The sequence below is a fragment of the Treponema primitia ZAS-1 genome (genome assembly GCF_000297095.1).
In the GTDB taxonomy this organism is placed as follows: Bacteria; Spirochaetota; Spirochaetia; order Treponematales; family Breznakiellaceae; genus Termitinema; species Termitinema primitia_A.
The window spans coordinates 1-16,948 of sequence record NZ_AEEA01000003.1 but is presented as its reverse complement, the minus strand read 5'-3'; the positions used below and the strand labels follow the sequence as shown (position 1 = coordinate 16,948).

Genomic DNA, 16,948 nt, shown 5'->3' with positions numbered 1-16,948 from the left:
GTATAAACGGCGGGAAGTTCTTCCGGCTCAGGGCCATGGAAAAGCGTTGCCATACCATCACAACCAATAAAGACCATTAACACGAGATTTAAACAAATAAAGTATGCTACATTTTTCTTTACCATAGTATTAGCCCCTATTAAAATCTCAGAGTATAGCCTAAACGAAATCCGGCCCCGTGAAAAATATCATGGGCACTAACTGACACCGGTGCTATATCGAAGTGCATATTATCAAGCAGAGTAGCTATCTTTGGGTTCCGGTTATAGATAAAGGGCCGGACAATGCCATAGACAATAGTTGCTCCTGCCACCGTTATGCCAATTGTCGCCGGAACGCCGACCGCAGGATTATCCCAATCCAATGCAGTAGCCTCTATGACAAATAGCCCTGCCGCAACTGCATAGCCTGCCGTCAAGGTAAGGCCGCCTGTGATGTCGCCCTCAAGATAGGAGCCAAGCCCTAAAATTATATTGACTGCGCCAGTTCCGATTTTTTCGCCGGTTGTTTTTGGTCTTTTTGCTACTTTGGGTTGTAAAAGGCTGGAAAGCACGGTATCTCTTTTAATAGTGTAAGCTTGTATGCCCTGTATTTTCGCGGTTTCAACTTCGAGCGCCTTTATCCGCATGCGCCACCTATTTCCGAGAGGGCTTAAAGACCCCGATATAATAGTTTGTGCACCGAGTCTTTTGCCAATAGACTGGGCTGATTCATCGCTCACTTCACCGGAGAGTTGAAAATTCATCTCCCTCTGTAATAATTCCAGCTCGCTTCTATCTACTACAATAAAATTACCTCCATTGACAAGGTTGGCGGTTAATTCTTCTATGACATAATTCGATACAGCCGGGTCGGCACTAAAATTCAATACTGCTACTTTTGTATCAGGATCCAAACGCTCAACAAGGTAAAGCATTGAGCCTTTTATACCTTTATCCAGGGTAACTGTACCTTCCTGGCCACTAACTATAATAGTTACCAGCCCAAACAAACACACCCCAATAAACGCCTTTCTCATGCTCACTTCCTTCCTTTCATCTAATCTATACCGATCCGGAGGAAAAGTCTTTGGGAGGGGCGATAGTTGTTGCCCACGCTATCCTTGATGGTAATGTGAAGGAATCGTGGAGCCTTTGGGTCTCGTTTATCGGGTTCAGGCATGGGCTACTCCTTGTGAGCATATTATACTATCAAAATTTATGCACGCAAGTAACCACCCGCCCCTGGATCCGCAAATTTTCCAGTTCCGCCCCGCTTATCTGCCGGGGCGGATAGGCTTGGTTGGCGCTGATGAGGGAGACTGACCGGGGGAGATCGTCAAAGGATACCCGCTTGACTAGTAATGCGGTGTCCAGGGATAAGACATAGATGCCGTTGCCTTCGATCTGGCCGGGGTGGAAAATAACCGCATCGCCATTGTAGATGTGTTCGCCTATCATGGAATCCCCGGCGACATAGACGGCTTGTAAGTTTTCCGGGCGGTAGGGGCTGATAAGGGACCGAGGGAGTTTGAGGGTCTCCTCCTCGGCGTAGTCTTCTATCTCCCGGCCCCGTCCGGCGGCGGCTTCCTGACGAAGCAGCTTGATAGTGGCTTTTTCGGTTTCAAAGGGGGAGCCTTCCCCCAGAAGGAACCAGTTTAGGTTGACGTTGTATATCGAGGACAATTTGTCCAGGATTTCACGGGAAGCGTGGTAAATGCCTTTTGAGAGGGAATACCCCCGCTCTTTTGATACCCCTAGGCTCCGGGCAAACTCCAATTTTGATAAACCGGAGCGTTTTTGAAGAAAATTATAGCGTTCTTCCTCGGTTTCCATTGACAGCCTCTATTGCCCTGATCTACAGTTAAAATTCAGTGATTATTTTAATCACCATGAGTGAATTTTATAGGCAATTAGCCGATTTGTAAAGAGGTTTGATAAAAATCCGGCTTCCATGCCGGATTTTTATCTTGAAGTTTTTCCTTGGAAAAACTTCATCTAAAGCATTGGAGACAGCGCCATCCATGGCGCAGGATAATATGGCAAAAATTGTAGTGGGAACCTGCGGGTTTTATTATACCGACTGGCTGGGGCCGGTGTACCCTCTGGGAACCAAAAAAGAGGACTATCTATCCCTGTATTCGGAGCGGTTTAACACGGTCGAGCTGGACTATACCTACTATTCCATGCCCAAGGCGGCGAATCTGGCGAAAATGCTGGTTGACGGGGGGCCGGGCTTGGGCTTTTCCGCAAAAGCGCACCAGAGCTTGACCCATAAAATTGACCCCAATAACTGGAAGGCTGAGGCCGAAACGTACCGGGAAGCCATAGAGCCGGTCCTGCAAGCCGGGCGGCTGGAAGCGGTTTTGTTCCAGTTTCCCTATTCGTTCCACTATACCACTGAGAACCGGCGCTATTTGCGGGATGTGCTTTCCTGTTTCCAGGGGGTGCCCCTGGCGGTGGAATTCCGGGTGGCGGACTGGTATACCGCGAAGATGATCGAGGGTATGCGAAAACAGGGGGCGGCGCTGGTGGCGCTGGATATGCCGGATTTGGCGAAGCTGCCCCCGGCTATGGATGTGGTTACGGCGCCCTTTGCGTATATCCGGCTCCATGGGCGGAATGCCGGGGCATGGTGGGGGTCCGATGAGGTGGCGCGGTATGACTACCTGTATAACGAGCGGGAGCTTGAAGCCTGGCTTGACCGGATACGGCGGATTGAAGTGCAGGCGGACAGGATTCTGGTCTACTTTAACAACCATGCGCGGGGGCAGGCGGTACAGAACGCACAAACGCTGTTAGAGATTTTGAAACGGGCGGGACTGGGCGAAACATCGGGCTGAACATGGGGAACATAAACCGGGCGGTTTGCCATCTTAATATTATCGGGTTCCGGGCGGCGGTGGCGGCCCAAAAGGATACGGCGCTCCGGGGGCGGCCTTTTGTCGTTGCCGGGGCTACGGGGGGGCGGGCGCTGGTTCTGGACCTTTCGCCTGAGGCTTTGCGGGAAGGGATTAGCCCCGGTATGGCGTTGGCGGTTGCGGAACGGCTGGTGAGGGATTTGCCGGTGTTGGCGCCTGACCCTGCTTCCTATGCGGCTATGAATAGGGAACTGGAAAAGATTGCTTCGGTGTATGCGCCGATTTATGAGAATGACCAATTTGGCAATTTGTATTTGGACCTGACCGGGACGGCCCGGCTGTTCGGGCCTGCGGCGGACTGTGCGAGCCGGATTCTGCGGGAGATGCTGGAACGGGTTGGCATACGCCCTGCGGCGGCGGTGGCGGGTAATAAGCTGGTTGGCAAGATTGCGACCCGGACTATTCGGCCTATGGGGCTCATCCAGATTCAGGCCGGGGGGGAACCGGATTTTTTGGTCCACCAGGATTTGTGTTTGCTTCCCGGCATGGGGCCGTCCCTTTTGCGGGCTGCGGTGGTTACGGGGCTGCGGGAAATTGGGGAGCTGGCTTGCCTTTCTGACGGGGAGGCGATTGCCCTTTTTGGGAAGCATGGGCGACGGCTCAGGGACACGGCGCGGGGTATCGATGATAGCCCGGTGGTGGCGGCTTTCCTGGGGGAACGGCGGATAGAAAAGCATTTGGAGCTTGTGGAGGATGCCCTGGATTTTGATGTTATCCGGGGCGGGCTTATGCTTCTGGCGGAAACGGGGGGCATTGAAATGCGGGGGCAGAAATGGGGGGCTGGGGCGGTGGCTCTGGGCATTGTGTACGCCGATGGGGTCCGGGTGGAGGGGCAGGAAAAACTCAGGCGGCTTTGTGTTACGGATAGGGATATTGCGGGGGTGGCGGAACGGGTGTACCTGAAAGCGGTGGTGCGGCGGCTGAGGGTTCGGAGTATTACGCTGGCCTTGGGGGATCTGCGGCCTTTGGGGTGGTCGCCTGATTTGTTTGAGATAGCGGAAGATACAAAACAGCGGAAATTGCAGGAAGCGGCGGACAAGGTGCGTAATAAATACGGGTTAGCTATGCTGACTACCGGGACAGTGCTGAATGCTTCCCGGAGAGGGCCTGCGCCGGCTTTGCCGGTGGGTTCAAATGCTTGAACGCCTGGGGCTTTGTTCGGCTTACTCTTTGCTCTATGGGGTGCGGAGGCCGGAGGATATGATACGGGCTGTCAAAACCTACGGAATCGATACCGTTAGTTTTACTGACCGGGATAATCTGTACGGGCTTCCGGTTATTCTGGAAAAGTCTAAGGAAATGGGAGTGCGCCCTATTATCGGCGCTTGCCTTACCGTGCCTGATAAGGGGCTGGTGTATTGCTTTGTTCGGGACAGGCGGGGGTATTCCCGGCTCTGCGAATTGCTGACCATGAGAAACCGGGATACGGAAAATTACAAGCCCGTATCATTGCTGCGGCAAGATTCTGACGGGCTTATTCTGGCTTCATCTGATGAAATTATTTTAGAAGCTTTGGCGGGCCGGGCTAAGGCTTTGTATGGGGCAATAACGCCTGATTCCCTTGGGGCTATTGGCCCCAGCCGCAGGCTTGGTATACCCCTGGCCTTTCTGGATACAGCACTGTTTTTGGGAAAAGAGGATTTTCCGGTTCACCGGGCTTTACGGGCTATTGGTTTGGGTAAAACGGTGGGTAATTTGAGCGAAGGGGACACGGTAAAAAAAGATAGCCATTTGCTCCTTTCTGCTTCGGCATTGGCGGGACAGCTACGGTCATGGCCGGAAGCGGTGAAGGGAACGAAGGAAATTAGCGCGGCTTGCGTTTACCATGAACTATTTGAGGACTGGATTTTTCCGGGGTATGCAACAGGAACATCACCGGGGGATGAATTGTACAAGCGAGTGATAACGGGGGCAGAAAAACGATATGGGGAATTGGGGGACGCTGAATTAGGGCGTATTGAGTATGAATTGGGGATTATTAACAGCAAGGGGTTTGCGCCGTATTTCCTCGTAATGGATGATATTGTGAAGATGGTTTCCCGGACCTGCGGGCGGGGATCGGGGGCGGCTTCTATTGTTTCCTATTCCCTTGGGATTACCAATGTTGATCCCCTGGCGAATAAGTTGTATTTTGAGCGGTTCCTTAACCCTGCACGACCTGACCCCCCGGATATTGACGTAGACTTTGCCTGGGACGAACGGGACGATCTGATTAAGCGGGTGATAGAACGGTTTGGCCCTGAACACTGCGCCCGTGTCGCCAATCACAATATGTTCAGGCCCCGGTCGGCGTTTCGAGAAGCGGCAAAGGCCTATGGGTTTGGGGACGCTGAGATTTCGCAAATTGAAAAACATTTGTTTCATTTTGGAGATAAGTCGGGTGTTAGTGATCCGCTCTGGTTGGAAATTCTTGACACTGCAAAAAAAATTGAATGGCTGCCCCGTGGCTTATCCATGCACTGCGGGGGATTGGTAATTACGCCGGAACGGATAGACCAGTATGTACCGATAGAAAATTCTTTGGATGGATACCCCCTTTTAAGTTGGGAAAAGGACGGAACGGAAGCGGCCGGGTTTGTGAAAATTGATCTGTTGGGGAATCGCTCTTTGGCGGTGATCCGGGATGCTTTGGCAAATTTGGAGGAGCAGGGGATTGTCATTGACCAGGATACCTGGCGGCCTATTGAGGATGGGCCTACGGTGGCGGCCCTGGCGCGGGGGGATTCTATGGGGGTGTTCTACATTGAGTCTCCGGCTATGCGGCAATTACAAAAAAAGACCGGGGCGGGGGATTTTGCCCATATTGTGATTCATTCGTCCATTATCCGGCCTGCGGCAAATAAGTTTATTAACGAGTATGTCAGACGGCTCAAGGGCGGGGAATGGGCGCCGCTTCATCCACGGCTGGCGTATATTCTGGATGAGACCTACGGGATACTTTGTTACCAAGAGGATGTGAGTAAAACTGCGGTTGCGCTGGCGGGGTTTGACGAAGTTGAGGCGGATAAGCTGCGGAAGGTTATTGCAAAGAAGGCGGGGGTTAAGCTGGCTGTTTATGAAAAGCAGTTTTTTGAGGGGTGCAGGAAGAACGGTGTTGCTGATGAGGTGATACAGAAGATTTGGGAAATGATGCTGTCTTTTGACGGGTATAGCTTTTGTAAGCCCCATTCGGCTTCCTATGCGATGGTTTCTTTCCAATCTGCGTATCTGCGGGTCCACCATCCGGCCGCATTCATGGCGGCGGTATTGAGTAACCGAGGGGGGTATTACCGGCCCCATGCATATATTGCTGAGTGCCGCCGTATGGGGCTACATGTGGAAGGGCCTGATGTGAATGCAAGCCGGTGGCGGTACTACGGCATGGGGAAGCGGGTTATTGTGGGGCTGATGGCGGTAAAGGGGCTGTCTACTTCCGGAGGGGTGGCGATTGTTGCGGAGCGAGAGAAGGGCGGGGAGTTCCGATCGCTGTCAGATTTTCTGCGGCGGGTACGGCTGGGGCGGGATGATGTGATTGCGCTCTGCCCTGCGGGGGTGTTTGACGGCATTTCCGGGAGCTTGCCCAGGGCGCTGCAGGCGCGGGAATTGTTGAAGGCCCATACCGTGGCGGGCCGTAAGGGGCAGGATGAATTATTTACTGCGGAGGTAGTCCCGGTTTATCGCTTTGGCGGGGGGGCTGTACTGGCTCCTGCGCCGGTGAAGCAGAAAACGAGTGATGATGAGTTATGGGAGGAATACCGGGCGCTGGGGTTTTTGCGGCGGCTCCATCCGCTTGCGCTGTGGAAGGATAAGATTAGGGGTTTGCGGCGGGTTAAGGGACGGTATGTCGGCGAATATGTGGGGCAGCATGTTTGTCTTCTGGGGTGGCCGGTTACCCAGAAAGAGGTCTGGACTAAGGACGGGCTTGCTATGAGTTTTCTGACCTTTGAGGATGAGACGGCGCTGTATGAGACGGTGATTTTTCCTGGGGTGTATGAGCGGTATGGGCGGCTGCTGTTTGACCAGGCGCCGCTACTGGTGTATGGAAGGGTGTGTGAGGATAACGGGGCGGTTTCGGTGGAGGTGGGAAAGGTGGTGGGGGTGTGAGGTATAAAGCGATGACAGGTACCGGAGCTATTGATCCACGCCCTGAAAGACACTACTATGGGAGATAATGTAAAGTTTGAATATAATATTGGTATAGCATTGTATGATAGACCAATGGGTTTATACTGAAGCTACCCAAAATTAAGGAGAAACAAATGAACAAAGTTGTAGATGAAAACACACTAAAAGAACTTGATGCGGAATTTGCCAAACGGTATTCCGACAAGGTAATTGTGGATGGCATTGTTGGCTGGGGTTATGATAATAATATCTACTTTGATTCTGATATTCGAATATTGTGGATTTTGAAAGAAGGGAACCAGCCGGAAAATGAAAAGAAAAAATGCGAATTTAGGGATCTTCTTTTTGAAGTTGCCAAGGGGGATTACCCGAATGCGCCATGGTGGAAACACACCTATGGGCTTGTAGCCAAAGTTTCCTATGGCATTCTTTTTGATAAAAAAAATTACAACGATGTTCCTGATGAAGAAGATATAAAAGATATATTCAAAGAAATCGCCGTTATCAATGTAAAGAAAACCGCCGGCAGCTCAAGTGCAAACCCTAACGAGATAGAGCAATTCTACAACAATGACAAGGATCTACTCATTCGGCAGATTAATGCACTAAAACCCGACATTATTATCAACTGTAGCAGAGTCCGCTCTTTGTTCGATGATTTGAAAACAAGAGATGAGTCTGCGGAATTTGGTCCGTTTGAAGGTTCCTTTCAAGTAACAATATCTGATGATAAACAAAGCTCATACGATAGATTATTGATTAACGCTTATCATCCTAACATACGGGGGGGTGGCAATGAAAAAAAAGCCGCCTATTTTCAAACTATTATAAATTGCCTTGAATGGGATAAACAACATAAAAAGGCAACTTGATTGAAGGGTAACATGGATAGAGCGGAACTATTTTTGTCCCGGTGCAACAAAGTTGCCCGGGAATTTTTTAATGATAATCCAATCAGACACGTAAAAGAGGTGAGAAAGTACTCGCCTAACAGGGATTTTTATTTTTGTATCTATTTTCAAGACCATTTTGAAAACCCGTATGATGAATTGCTGTCCTTTTCGCCGCAGGTATGTATTTTCTCAAAAGAACTACGACAGAAGTATGGATATGGGTTACTGTACCACAATTCTATTCAGGCTATGTCGCCCTATAAGGACCATAACGAATGGAATCTTTCGGGAGCAGCTTCTGAAAAGACTATTAACGAAATAATAGAATGCACAAAATATTATATATTGCCTGTATTTGAAATATTTAATAATAAAGAAAAGGCTATTGGATACTTGTTGGCAAACGGAACTAAGTTTAATAGTTTCTCTAAAAAATGTTTAAATCCATTATTATTTTTATTAAAGTGTTCTAACAAAGAGAACGCCGAAATATTTTTTAATGATTTTATAAATGAATCCATAGATAAAGAAGTTATAAGAGAAATATATGAGAATTTAAACGATAATTATCTTTTAACAGATCTCGTGCTACATGATTTTTATAATTTGGATAATATACAATTGGCATATAATAATGGATTAAAAATTAAATGAAAGCCATAGATAATAATGGTGGCGTTAGCTCACTACCATTATTAATCCAACTAGCGGCTATGCGGTGACTATGCGTTTTGGGTGACAGTCACCAAAATTTCGTAGTTCCCTTTTTTCATTCAGGAGGCCAAACTGGTGCCTGTCACCATCGCGTTGGATCATGGCGCCGCTGCTGATGTATGGAAGGGTGTGCGAGGATAACGGAGCGGTTTCGGTGGAGGTGGGGCGGGCGGAGATGGTGTAGTTGTACGGATTGTATTACAAAGCTTTACCAAACACCAATAATAATTTCATATATTTCATCTTTATTAATAAATAACCAAAATCTTTTTAGTCCAAGCACCTTTTTTAAGACGGTGAAACAGGGTATAGTAGGTGTTGAAAATACCTTTGGCGATTTAAACAAGGAGTAAAATATGCCAGCAGCGCCGATTGGGAGTGATGATTTACTGTATAAATATTATGCAAATTCTCAGCACGCCTTTGACAATATTGAAAAAAATGAACTTTGTTTAAATGATGTGGGCTATTTCAATGACCCCTTCGAGGGCTTTGGAAAACATGTACCAGGCATTGGAGCTTCCGCCACCATGCATGGTAGGCCTGTGCCGCCCTTTATACGTCATCGCAAATTGATTTCAGAAATTAACCATAACTATAGGATAGGTTGTTTTACCGAAACCTATGACAATCCCCTTATGTGGTCTCATTACACCAATTCCCATCAAGGTTTTTGTGTTGCCTACAAGAAAAGTGAAATCGAAGCAAGCGTTTCGTTTTTAGAACAAGTTGCTTATGCGACTGCCATGCCAGTCGTATCTGGCGTTACCGATACGGATGTAAAGACTGTGTTACTCACAAAATCAAGCCATTGGGACTACGAGAAGGAATGGCGCGCTGTCCTCAAAACAACCCCGGAAGAAATTGATAGGATAGAGTTTGATGAGCTTAAGCGCCTTGATTATGAAGCGAGGCAGAAAAGTGGCGAAGGTATCCCGTATTACTTCTGGCCAAGGCCTTCTCATTTTTTTAAGGTTTCAAAACGCTATTTTATTCATTGCAAACCTGTCAAATTTTATTTTGGCTTGAGAATGTTAACCGTAAATTGGATGCACTTGATGGATATTGTTCCCGGTATTGAATATTTTAATATGCGCCAGAAATTGGATTCCTATGATATTGAGCCCATCCCACAGTCTCCCGGCTGGGGCAGTACGGGAGCAACGCCTGGAAAAGCGCCAGGGACCGTTTAGGAAAGGTACCTGGCAACTGGTAGCGTCCCTTACAAGAGGAATACTATACATTTTTAGTGCCTGGCATCTTTGTGTGGTCAATAGGACCATCTGTCCATTGACGTTCCGGGACTTGTAACAAAATTAGTGTAAACGGCTATACTATCTAGAAGGAGCAAGTATGGCCTTTTCAAAAGAAGTCCTGGATGCAATTCTGAAGGACTATCATGGACCTGGCGATTTTTATGGGCCCGAAGGGATCATGAAGCAGCTTACGAAAGCGCTCGTGGAGCGGACGATGGAAGCTGAACTGACCGAGCATCTTGGGTATGAGAAAAATGGCCACAGTTCGAAAAAGAAGGATGGATTTTCGTTGCGCCTCCAACGGTAGATAAGGATTTTATGGCCGCAGTCCGGAATGACCTTAAAGCATGGGAAAATCCGTGAATTTCAAGTTTGAATAAAACCAGCGGTACCAGAAAGAAACTAAAAAATTGGTACATGAATTTTGGTTCAGGGTATGCTTTGGTTGACGCAGTAATACTCTATAATGGGGTTTCGTTCTTAGTATGAAGGATTTGATTGAGGAAATCCTTTGAAAAATAACGGCCCTTTATGAGGAGTTCAGCGAAAAGTGAGCGGAGTTCAGGAATAAGATGTTCATCTTTTGCATCAATCAATACAGCCAGAGTTCCGGTGCAACGAATGCCTCTTGATTCTGCAAATAAACGGGCCTCATTATCCTCAACAAGCAAACGATCTGCGTGAATTTGGTCATATAAAAGAATAGCTTCTTTTTCCCCGAGCCCAAGTTTAGTATTTATAACCTTGTATTCCTTGATCGGGATGACATTTTTTTGGAAACGCCTTGCATCAGGAATGGATAGTCTATCAATATAGCTCTCAAGTTCATGCCAGACTGCTTCGGGTATCGCTATATTGAAATATAACGCATCCAGAAGATTGAGCTGACCGATTACAGATAGGGATATAAGCGGCCCCGTATCAGCGACTACGAGCACTACTTGTCCCTTAGCTGCTTAAGGGATTCCACATCAGCCATTACTTGCTCTAAAGTCTGCTGCCGTATGGGGATATTATTATCTGCAAGGAGGTCAGCAAAGGAATATCGATTCATACCAGCGACTTCTGCCGCCCAGGCGACACTTACGCCGCCATTCTGATAGAGCTTCATTGCGATTAGTCGTTTCGCTTCCTCTGCAGCATCGGGTAGCATGTCTTTTACGGTTTGAGGAAGTTCAATGGTCAACTGGTATGTATCTGACACAAAATGCCTCTTAATTATTAGTATACCTTCTTTTTTTACTCCCGGCAATAGGAAAATCGAATTGACCCTTGGGCACCGGTGAAGTCAAGAATGACTGAATCCCTGGTTACAAACAGATGTGTCCCCCCAAAAAGTGGCACATAAAAGTGGCACATAGATTTTGGTTCAGGGTATGCTTTGGTAGGCTTGAATCCCCTTAAATGGGTCATTCCGGCCTTGACTTTTTGAAATACTGGGTCATAATGGTCCAAAATAAGTCGCAATAGGCTTAGATGGGTGCTGTAACCGACACTGTAAATCTGTTGGCTCAGCCTTCGTAGGTTCGAATCCTTCACTCCCCAAAGTGAGTTAATTCCTTGTGTTACAAGGAATTACAAACTGTAAAGAGAGAATGCTACAGGTAAAACCTGCGCATCAATCAAATCGCTATGAGAAAAGGTATGAGAAAGCGGACTAAAGTCCGGCCTTTTCCCAAAGGATGGGGTTTATGCGCAGGTTTTATTTGCATAAGCGGGGCTCGGTGTTTTACGCCGAGCTTATAACGACCGCCGGGGTCAAGCTCAATGCGCGGAGTACGGGCAAGCGGACACGGGACGAAGCCCTTTTGGTAGTAGCCGACTGGCTCAAAGACGGCTTACCCGTGGTTAAGCAGCCGGGCTATCTGGCCGGGACGGAAAGTTCCAAAAACAAGCCCATAAGCGTTGTTGCAGACCGGGCCGGGATTCTTTCGGCTATCAAAAAGGCCGTCCTGGAACGGGATGACGCCTTTGCCATCGTGGTGGCGCTCAAAGCCAAAGGTTTGATAGATATTCCGGTTGTTCCAACCGGAAAGGGAAATGTCAAATTTATTGATTATCTCAAGGAATTCTGGGACTATGAAAAAAGCCCCTATGTCCGGGATAAACTTGCCCATGGGCATAGTATCGGGCGGCATCACTGCATGTTAAACCATGGCCGGGTGATAAACTACTGGGAACCCTTTTTCAAGGATCGGGCATTGAATAGTATCACCCGGCAGGATATCAAAATATTTAGCCTTGGCCTTTCAGATACCGGACGTAGCCCCTCAACCATAAACGGGATAATGGTCTTGGGTACTTCCGCCCTTTCGTATGCTGCCCAAGAGGGGTATATTCCGCTTGACCCCTGCAAGGGCATTGCCCGGTTTAGCGGGAAACCTGCAAAGCGGGGGATCCTAACCGAAAATGAAGCCGTGGCTATATTCAATCTTGAATGGACGGAAAAGCGTGCATATTTGGCAAATAAGGTGGCGGCAACTACCGGGATGAGATCTGGGGAGATTCTGGCGCTGCGGCGTGAGGATATCGGGGAGCAAAGCCTGCATATCCGCCATTCCTATAGTCGCCTGGACGGACTTAAAACCCCAAAGAATGGCGATGAACGCAAAGCCCCTTTGTACCCCGAAATAAAAGCCGAACTACTGGCGCTTGCTGATGAAGCGGAAACCCTGCATGGAAAAGGCGCCTATATTTTCTACAGCCTAACCAATGACAAGCCCTGTCAGGATGATTTGATTCTTGACGGTCTCCATGACGCAATTGAAAAACTGAATGAGAAGTTTGAAAAAGAAGGCCGGGAACAGGAAAAAATTGACCGGAAGGCGCGGAATATCGTTTTCCACAGTTGGCGGCACTATTGGGCGGCGCGGATGAGTGATCGGATGACTGCGGAGCAGCTAACCCGTATTACCGGGCATAAGAGCCGTGCAGTCTTTGACCAATACGCCGACCATATTACCGAAGATAACATCAAGGAAGTCAGCAATGTTGGGCGCGAAGTATTCGGGGGCATTTTAAAGTTTCCGGAACAAAAAGGGGCATAAGCGAAGGATGTGTAATTGAATCGGCCTCGCATTTTGCGGTGCCGGTTCTCTTTTATGTCTAGGTCTTTTCCGAAACTGTCCCCAAAATGAGCCGCCAACACCCCGGACTAATCAGGGTATTTTGCAAGCCTGCTGCCTTTTCCTCCTGCAAAGTATGCAATTTATGAAAAAGGTAACTATCCTCCAACTCTCGCGGCGCTTATATACCCTTTCATGGCTATAATTGCTGCCTTTTCAGACCGAGCCGATAGCCAGGCAAGGGCGTAATACCTACGAGCATTCGATCAATAAAATAACATAGTAAAGCAATTTTTTTAACCCTAACCCATATTTTTATACAAGGTTGTGAAAAGTTACCTTTGTGAACTTTCCATATAAGGCGAAGTGGCTTAATTTAGTATCTAAGAAATAAATCACCTCCACAGGTGGTTTGTCCGGAATAAATTCGGAAGGATAATAATGGTGATCGGAAATGATATGTGTTTTATATAATTGCACTTTTTACGTAGAGTATAGAGCGATAGAGGAGGTTTAAAATAACCATGTAATACTTATCAATTAGGGAAAACCCTGCAAGGATTACCTGTATGGAGGGCAGGATTTTTTAGATAACCATTTGGAGGAAAACGTATGTTACTAAACATTAAACAGGCAGCTGGAGAACTGGGTATCTCCGAAGTAACGGTACGCCGTCTGATCCGTCTGCGGCGTATCCCCTACCGGAAAATTGGCGGTGTCTATCGGTTTACCGAAGATGACCTTACCCAATTTATCACCACTGTCCGGGTCCCTTCGGTTCAGGAGGCGCAGCAATGCGGCAGACCAGAGGTCTGACAGAAGTAATCTCCAACGCCGAAACCCTGTTCGACCAAATTAAAACGGACATCGCCAAGGAACTCGAAATGATTCCGCCCCATGGGAAGATTCGTTTTGAGCTGACCTTTCGGGATTATCACCTGCAGCGGCTTCTGACCACGCGTGAAGTGAGCCATCTATATGACGGAAGTGACAAATGAAACGGAGAATACCATGAGATTTGCTAATCCAATGGAAAAGCATCGTTTCAAAACGAGGAAGGAACGAAGGATTTTATCTGACTTCCTCACGGAAGAAACGATTATGGCCAAGGCGGTAATGAATATGTTTAGACAAAAGCATATTGATCCGCCTGATGATGTTTACCGGGGGCTGGCTTATTTCATCAATGAGGAGTGGGCAGCCAAGGCCGGAAGCCTCTTTCTTTTATACGAAACAAAAAGGCGGGTTCAGACCAATATGCCTCCGGTCACAAAAGAAATAGCCCTTGATCAGATGTGTTATTTTTTCAAGATGTATTGCGCCGTACTGGCAAAGGAGGGATTTTAATGAGTTACGACACAAATTATGCGCCGCATACCGCCGCAGAATTCCACGAAAAAAGGAATATCCAGGAACAGGACAACGATTTATTCCGGGTTCATATGCTTAAAGCAGGGTTGTTTCAATTTACCGATGCGACCAATGCCGAACGGCTTATGGAAAAGTACGGTACAGATATTCGGTATGTCCCGGAATGGAAAAAATGGCTGGTCTGGAATGGTTCCTACTGGAAAGTAGACAAGGGCGCTTTGATTCATCAAAAAGGTTTAGAAATGATCCGCTCTATCTATGATGAAATTCTAAAAACCGTCGATTACCATGAAAAAGACGTTATTGAAAAGGCGGCAATACAGAGTGAATCGACGCGGCGGCGTGAAGCCTTTATCAAAGCGGCAAGCCTTATTCCCAAGCTGAACATTGAAGTGAATGATTTGGATAAAGATCCTTTTTTGCTCAATGTCAAAAATGGGACGATACAGGTGACCACCGGAGAATTCCGGGGACACCGGCAGGAAGACTTTATCACCAAGATGGCAAACGTCTCGTATGAGCCTGCGGCAGAATGTCCCCTCTGGGAGCAATTTATCCGGGAAATAATGGAGTTTAAAGGTGGGTTGGTTAGCTTTTGGCAAACCGCCCTTGGTTGGGGTATAACGGGCGACACCAGTGAGCAGGTCATGTTTATCCTTATCGGCAATGGCGCAAACGGTAAAAGTACCTGTATCAATGTGATCATGCATGTCCTGGGGGATTATGCGACTTCTACCCCAACTGAGACTTTTATGCGGCGGCAAGGGGATGGAATCAGCAATGACATTGCCCACCTCCGGGGTATGCATTTTGTTGCTACCACAGAAGCGGAACAGGGACGGAGATTGTCGGAATCCCTGATTAAACAGATCACCGGCAATGACCGGATGACCGCCCGGTTCCTATACGGGGAATATTTTGATTTCTTTCCGACTTTCAAGATATTTATGGCCACAAACCATAAGCCAACAATCAGCGGGACCGATCATGGGATTTGGCGGCGGATCAGAACTATCCCCTTTAATACCACGATTGACGAATCAAAAAGGGATCTGCATTTAGGGGATAAACTTATTGCTGAATCTTCAGGAATATTAAACTGGCTTATTAAAGGGGCCATGCGGTGGAAAACAGAAGGGCTGACCATACCTGCGGAGGTGAAAAATGCTACCGATGAATACCGGGAGGAAATGGATATTATCGGCAGCTTCATAAAGGATCGCTGTGATCAGAAGCCGGGGGTGAGAATACGATCACGAGAGCTTTTCAAATGCTACCAGGACTGGTGCGAAGAAAACAATGAACATGCTTGTTCTGAAAAGTTCTTTGGGATGCGTTTAAAGGAGCTGGGAATTGGACAGAAACGAACCAGCGAAGCGCGGCATTGGGTGAATATTACGATTAAGGAATAGTAGTTACGATTTAAAAGTTTGGTTAGACTTAATAAGTTATCAAAATAAAGACATTTATTAAGCCTATACCTCCCACATTTTCAATTAGACAAGGACATAGCATATTTACGGTCTCCGGTTTCCCCGCGCCCCTTTCCATTTTGGTCATTAAGAAAGCAGGGATTCTTTTTTTCTTGTGAGCTGTGTTTATCTTGACTAGTCTGTACTGGTCTTTAATGAGACATTTTCCGGTACTGTAAGGCAGGGCTGCATTAAAAAATAACAAGGCTAACAAAAATGAGCAATTTTAGGGGACGCACGCTCCCCCCTTATCATAAAAAATATCAATCAAGAATTCAATTTGAATTAAGGTCAAATCTCCTTTTTATTCTTTACAATGTAGTATTCTTCTTTTTGTGTAGCATAAAGGTATAAAAAAGGGAAAGTATATAAGAAAGAAAAGCCCTATAGGAGCTTTCCCAAAATTGATTTTATCCTGCACTAACCATACATTAGAAAATTATCAGGCTGGCGCTGGGTGGAATTCATCAGGCCGCCTCGTAGGGGGTGGTACACCTAACGGTGGCGATGCTGCTCGGGACCTCGGTCAAGAACTCGCCTTGTGGCGAGGGAGGCTCCCGCAAGGAACGGTTCATCCATCGGTAACTACGCAATTCAGGACACGGTCCGTTTCCCCGAAGGGGTAGCGGGTTTTACGAAAAAAGCAGTGAAACCACTTAGGGGAATCAGGCTGCCCCGTAGGGGTGGTTTACGCATCTGCAGCAACACAGTTCGGGACTGAGGCCCGCCCTGCCCGAAGGGATGGGCGGGTTTACGGAAGAAGTGGCGAAGCCTTTTGGGGACTTGAAGAGTTTCCACCAGGGACTCATGCCGCCTACCCAAAGGGGTGGCGGTCTTTGCCGATAGATGTAACGGTTTGCGGGGAGTGGGTTTTCATCAGCGGTGAAGATTACGTCTTACATCAGCCGGGAGATGAAGTTCGCTGGGTTTCATGGGAAGACGAAAATCTGGGTGGGCATAGTACGCCCCTCTGTGGTGGTGTATGGGCGGGGCGGCAGGACGCCGCCTGTGAGAAAAAAACAGCGGCATGGATGCCGGTGTTTTTTTTACTTTCCGGTCCACGGCTACGGCCGTGGGCTGCGCCTCCCCCTTTGAGCCGTTGAGGGACGGGTTTGCGACCGGAACGGAGCGCAGCGGAGTGGAGAGAGTAAACCCCTCCTGTTTCTCTTTTAGT

Annotated in this window: 15 protein-coding genes and 1 pseudogene; 12 read left to right on the top strand and 4 right to left on the bottom strand. The window is 47.8% G+C overall.

The annotated features are described in order from the left end of the window. Positions 1-139: 139 nt before the first annotated feature. Complete coding sequence (locus TPRIMZ1_RS19560) at positions 140-1,018, bottom strand: CsgG/HfaB family protein (protein WP_010252973.1); 879 nt, start codon at positions 1,016-1,018, stop codon at positions 140-142. 172 nt (positions 1,019-1,190) lie between these two features. Beyond that, complete coding sequence (locus TPRIMZ1_RS0100220; RefSeq protein WP_010252971.1) at positions 1,191-1,814, bottom strand: LexA family transcriptional regulator; 624 nt, start codon at positions 1,812-1,814, stop codon at positions 1,191-1,193. Positions 1,815-2,017: 203 nt separating this feature from the next. Between TPRIMZ1_RS0100220 and TPRIMZ1_RS0100215 the strand changes: the two genes are divergently transcribed. The 7 genes and pseudogenes from TPRIMZ1_RS0100215 to TPRIMZ1_RS18050 form a co-directional block, all read left to right on the top strand. Beyond that, positions 2,018-2,821, top strand: a complete 804-nt coding sequence (locus TPRIMZ1_RS0100215; RefSeq protein ID WP_026043417.1) for a DUF72 domain-containing protein — start codon at positions 2,018-2,020, stop codon at positions 2,819-2,821. Positions 2,822-2,823: 2 nt separating this feature from the next. Beyond that, positions 2,824-4,041: a DNA polymerase Y family protein gene (locus tag TPRIMZ1_RS0100210; protein WP_010252966.1), complete on the top strand. Its 1,218-nt coding sequence runs from the start codon at positions 2,824-2,826 to the stop codon at positions 4,039-4,041. Beyond that, positions 4,034-6,982, top strand: coding sequence for a DNA polymerase III subunit alpha (dnaE, locus tag TPRIMZ1_RS0100205; RefSeq protein ID WP_010252964.1), 2,949 nt, complete (start codon positions 4,034-4,036; stop codon positions 6,980-6,982). Before TPRIMZ1_RS0100210 ends, dnaE begins: the two co-directional genes overlap by 8 nt. 155 nt (positions 6,983-7,137) lie before the next feature. Next, positions 7,138-7,875, top strand: a complete 738-nt coding sequence (locus TPRIMZ1_RS0100200; protein WP_010252962.1) for a hypothetical protein — start codon at positions 7,138-7,140, stop codon at positions 7,873-7,875. A 12-nt stretch (positions 7,876-7,887) separates the two neighbouring features. After that, positions 7,888-8,550 (top strand): DUF4304 domain-containing protein, encoded by a 663-nt coding sequence (locus tag TPRIMZ1_RS0100195; protein WP_157784153.1) that lies wholly within the window; start codon positions 7,888-7,890, stop codon positions 8,548-8,550. Positions 8,551-8,966: 416 nt separating this feature from the next. Next, entirely contained in the window at positions 8,967-9,803 is an 837-nt protein-coding gene (locus tag TPRIMZ1_RS0100185) for a DUF2971 domain-containing protein (RefSeq protein ID WP_010252959.1), read from the top strand. A gap of 160 nt (positions 9,804-9,963) precedes the next feature. Continuing rightward, positions 9,964-10,140, top strand: a pseudogene (locus TPRIMZ1_RS18050) (IS256 family transposase); the annotation flags it as partial. Between the two features lie 187 nt (positions 10,141-10,327). Here the strand turns inward: TPRIMZ1_RS18050 and TPRIMZ1_RS0100175 are convergent. Together TPRIMZ1_RS0100175 and TPRIMZ1_RS0100170 are read right to left on the bottom strand one after the other, a co-directional pair. After that, the gene (locus TPRIMZ1_RS0100175; RefSeq protein ID WP_010252954.1) at positions 10,328-10,804 is read right to left on the bottom strand and encodes a DUF3368 domain-containing protein; all 477 of its coding nucleotides are present in this window, start codon (positions 10,802-10,804) and stop codon (positions 10,328-10,330) included. Further along, complete coding sequence (locus TPRIMZ1_RS0100170) at positions 10,804-11,070, bottom strand: UPF0175 family protein (RefSeq protein ID WP_010252952.1); 267 nt, start codon at positions 11,068-11,070, stop codon at positions 10,804-10,806. The genes TPRIMZ1_RS0100175 and TPRIMZ1_RS0100170 overlap by 1 nt, the downstream gene beginning before the upstream one ends. A gap of 487 nt (positions 11,071-11,557) precedes the next feature. Here TPRIMZ1_RS0100170 and TPRIMZ1_RS0100165 point away from each other — a divergent pair, with 487 nt between their 5' ends. The 5 genes from TPRIMZ1_RS0100165 to TPRIMZ1_RS0100145 all read left to right on the top strand — a co-directional run bounded on the left by TPRIMZ1_RS0100165 (position 11,558) and on the right by TPRIMZ1_RS0100145 (position 15,714). After that, positions 11,558-12,913 carry a tyrosine-type recombinase/integrase gene (locus TPRIMZ1_RS0100165; protein WP_010252950.1) on the top strand — a complete coding sequence of 452 codons (1,356 nt, stop codon included), beginning with the start codon at positions 11,558-11,560 and terminating at the stop codon, positions 12,911-12,913. 630 nt (positions 12,914-13,543) lie between these two features. Beyond that, positions 13,544-13,747 carry a helix-turn-helix domain-containing protein gene (locus TPRIMZ1_RS0100160; protein ID WP_010252947.1) on the top strand — a complete coding sequence of 68 codons (204 nt, stop codon included), beginning with the start codon at positions 13,544-13,546 and terminating at the stop codon, positions 13,745-13,747. Continuing rightward, the gene (locus TPRIMZ1_RS0100155; protein WP_010252945.1) at positions 13,726-13,929 is read left to right on the top strand and encodes a hypothetical protein; all 204 of its coding nucleotides are present in this window, start codon (positions 13,726-13,728) and stop codon (positions 13,927-13,929) included. The genes TPRIMZ1_RS0100160 and TPRIMZ1_RS0100155 overlap by 22 nt, the downstream gene beginning before the upstream one ends. Before the next feature lie 13 nt (positions 13,930-13,942). Beyond that, positions 13,943-14,278 carry a hypothetical protein gene (locus TPRIMZ1_RS0100150; protein ID WP_026043416.1) on the top strand — a complete coding sequence of 112 codons (336 nt, stop codon included), beginning with the start codon at positions 13,943-13,945 and terminating at the stop codon, positions 14,276-14,278. Then, positions 14,278-15,714 carry a DNA primase family protein gene (locus TPRIMZ1_RS0100145; RefSeq protein WP_010252941.1) on the top strand — a complete coding sequence of 479 codons (1,437 nt, stop codon included), beginning with the start codon at positions 14,278-14,280 and terminating at the stop codon, positions 15,712-15,714. Before TPRIMZ1_RS0100150 ends, TPRIMZ1_RS0100145 begins: the two co-directional genes overlap by 1 nt. The last annotated feature ends 1,234 nt before the right edge of the window (positions 15,715-16,948 follow it).

Excerpts from the sequence above, each read along its gene's own strand:
- TPRIMZ1_RS19560 (WP_010252973.1), bottom strand. The coding sequence starts at position 1,018 with ATGAGAAAGGCGTTTATTGGGGTGTGTTTGTTTGGGCTGGTAACTATT.
- TPRIMZ1_RS0100220 (WP_010252971.1), bottom strand. The coding sequence starts at position 1,814 with ATGGAAACCGAGGAAGAACGCTATAATTTTCTTCAAAAACGCTCCGGT.
- TPRIMZ1_RS0100215 (WP_026043417.1), top strand. The coding sequence starts at position 2,018 with ATGGCAAAAATTGTAGTGGGAACCTGCGGGTTTTATTATACCGACTGG.
- TPRIMZ1_RS0100210 (WP_010252966.1), top strand. The coding sequence starts at position 2,824 with ATGGGGAACATAAACCGGGCGGTTTGCCATCTTAATATTATCGGGTTC.
- dnaE (WP_010252964.1), top strand. The coding sequence starts at position 4,034 with ATGCTTGAACGCCTGGGGCTTTGTTCGGCTTACTCTTTGCTCTATGGG.
- TPRIMZ1_RS0100200 (WP_010252962.1), top strand. The coding sequence starts at position 7,138 with ATGAACAAAGTTGTAGATGAAAACACACTAAAAGAACTTGATGCGGAA.
- TPRIMZ1_RS0100195 (WP_157784153.1), top strand. The coding sequence starts at position 7,888 with ATGGATAGAGCGGAACTATTTTTGTCCCGGTGCAACAAAGTTGCCCGG.
- TPRIMZ1_RS0100185 (WP_010252959.1), top strand. The coding sequence starts at position 8,967 with ATGCCAGCAGCGCCGATTGGGAGTGATGATTTACTGTATAAATATTAT.
- TPRIMZ1_RS0100165 (WP_010252950.1), top strand. The coding sequence starts at position 11,558 with ATGCGCAGGTTTTATTTGCATAAGCGGGGCTCGGTGTTTTACGCCGAG.
- TPRIMZ1_RS0100160 (WP_010252947.1), top strand. The coding sequence starts at position 13,544 with ATGTTACTAAACATTAAACAGGCAGCTGGAGAACTGGGTATCTCCGAA.
- TPRIMZ1_RS0100155 (WP_010252945.1), top strand. The coding sequence starts at position 13,726 with ATGCGGCAGACCAGAGGTCTGACAGAAGTAATCTCCAACGCCGAAACC.
- TPRIMZ1_RS0100150 (WP_026043416.1), top strand. The coding sequence starts at position 13,943 with ATGAGATTTGCTAATCCAATGGAAAAGCATCGTTTCAAAACGAGGAAG.
- TPRIMZ1_RS0100145 (WP_010252941.1), top strand. The coding sequence starts at position 14,278 with ATGAGTTACGACACAAATTATGCGCCGCATACCGCCGCAGAATTCCAC.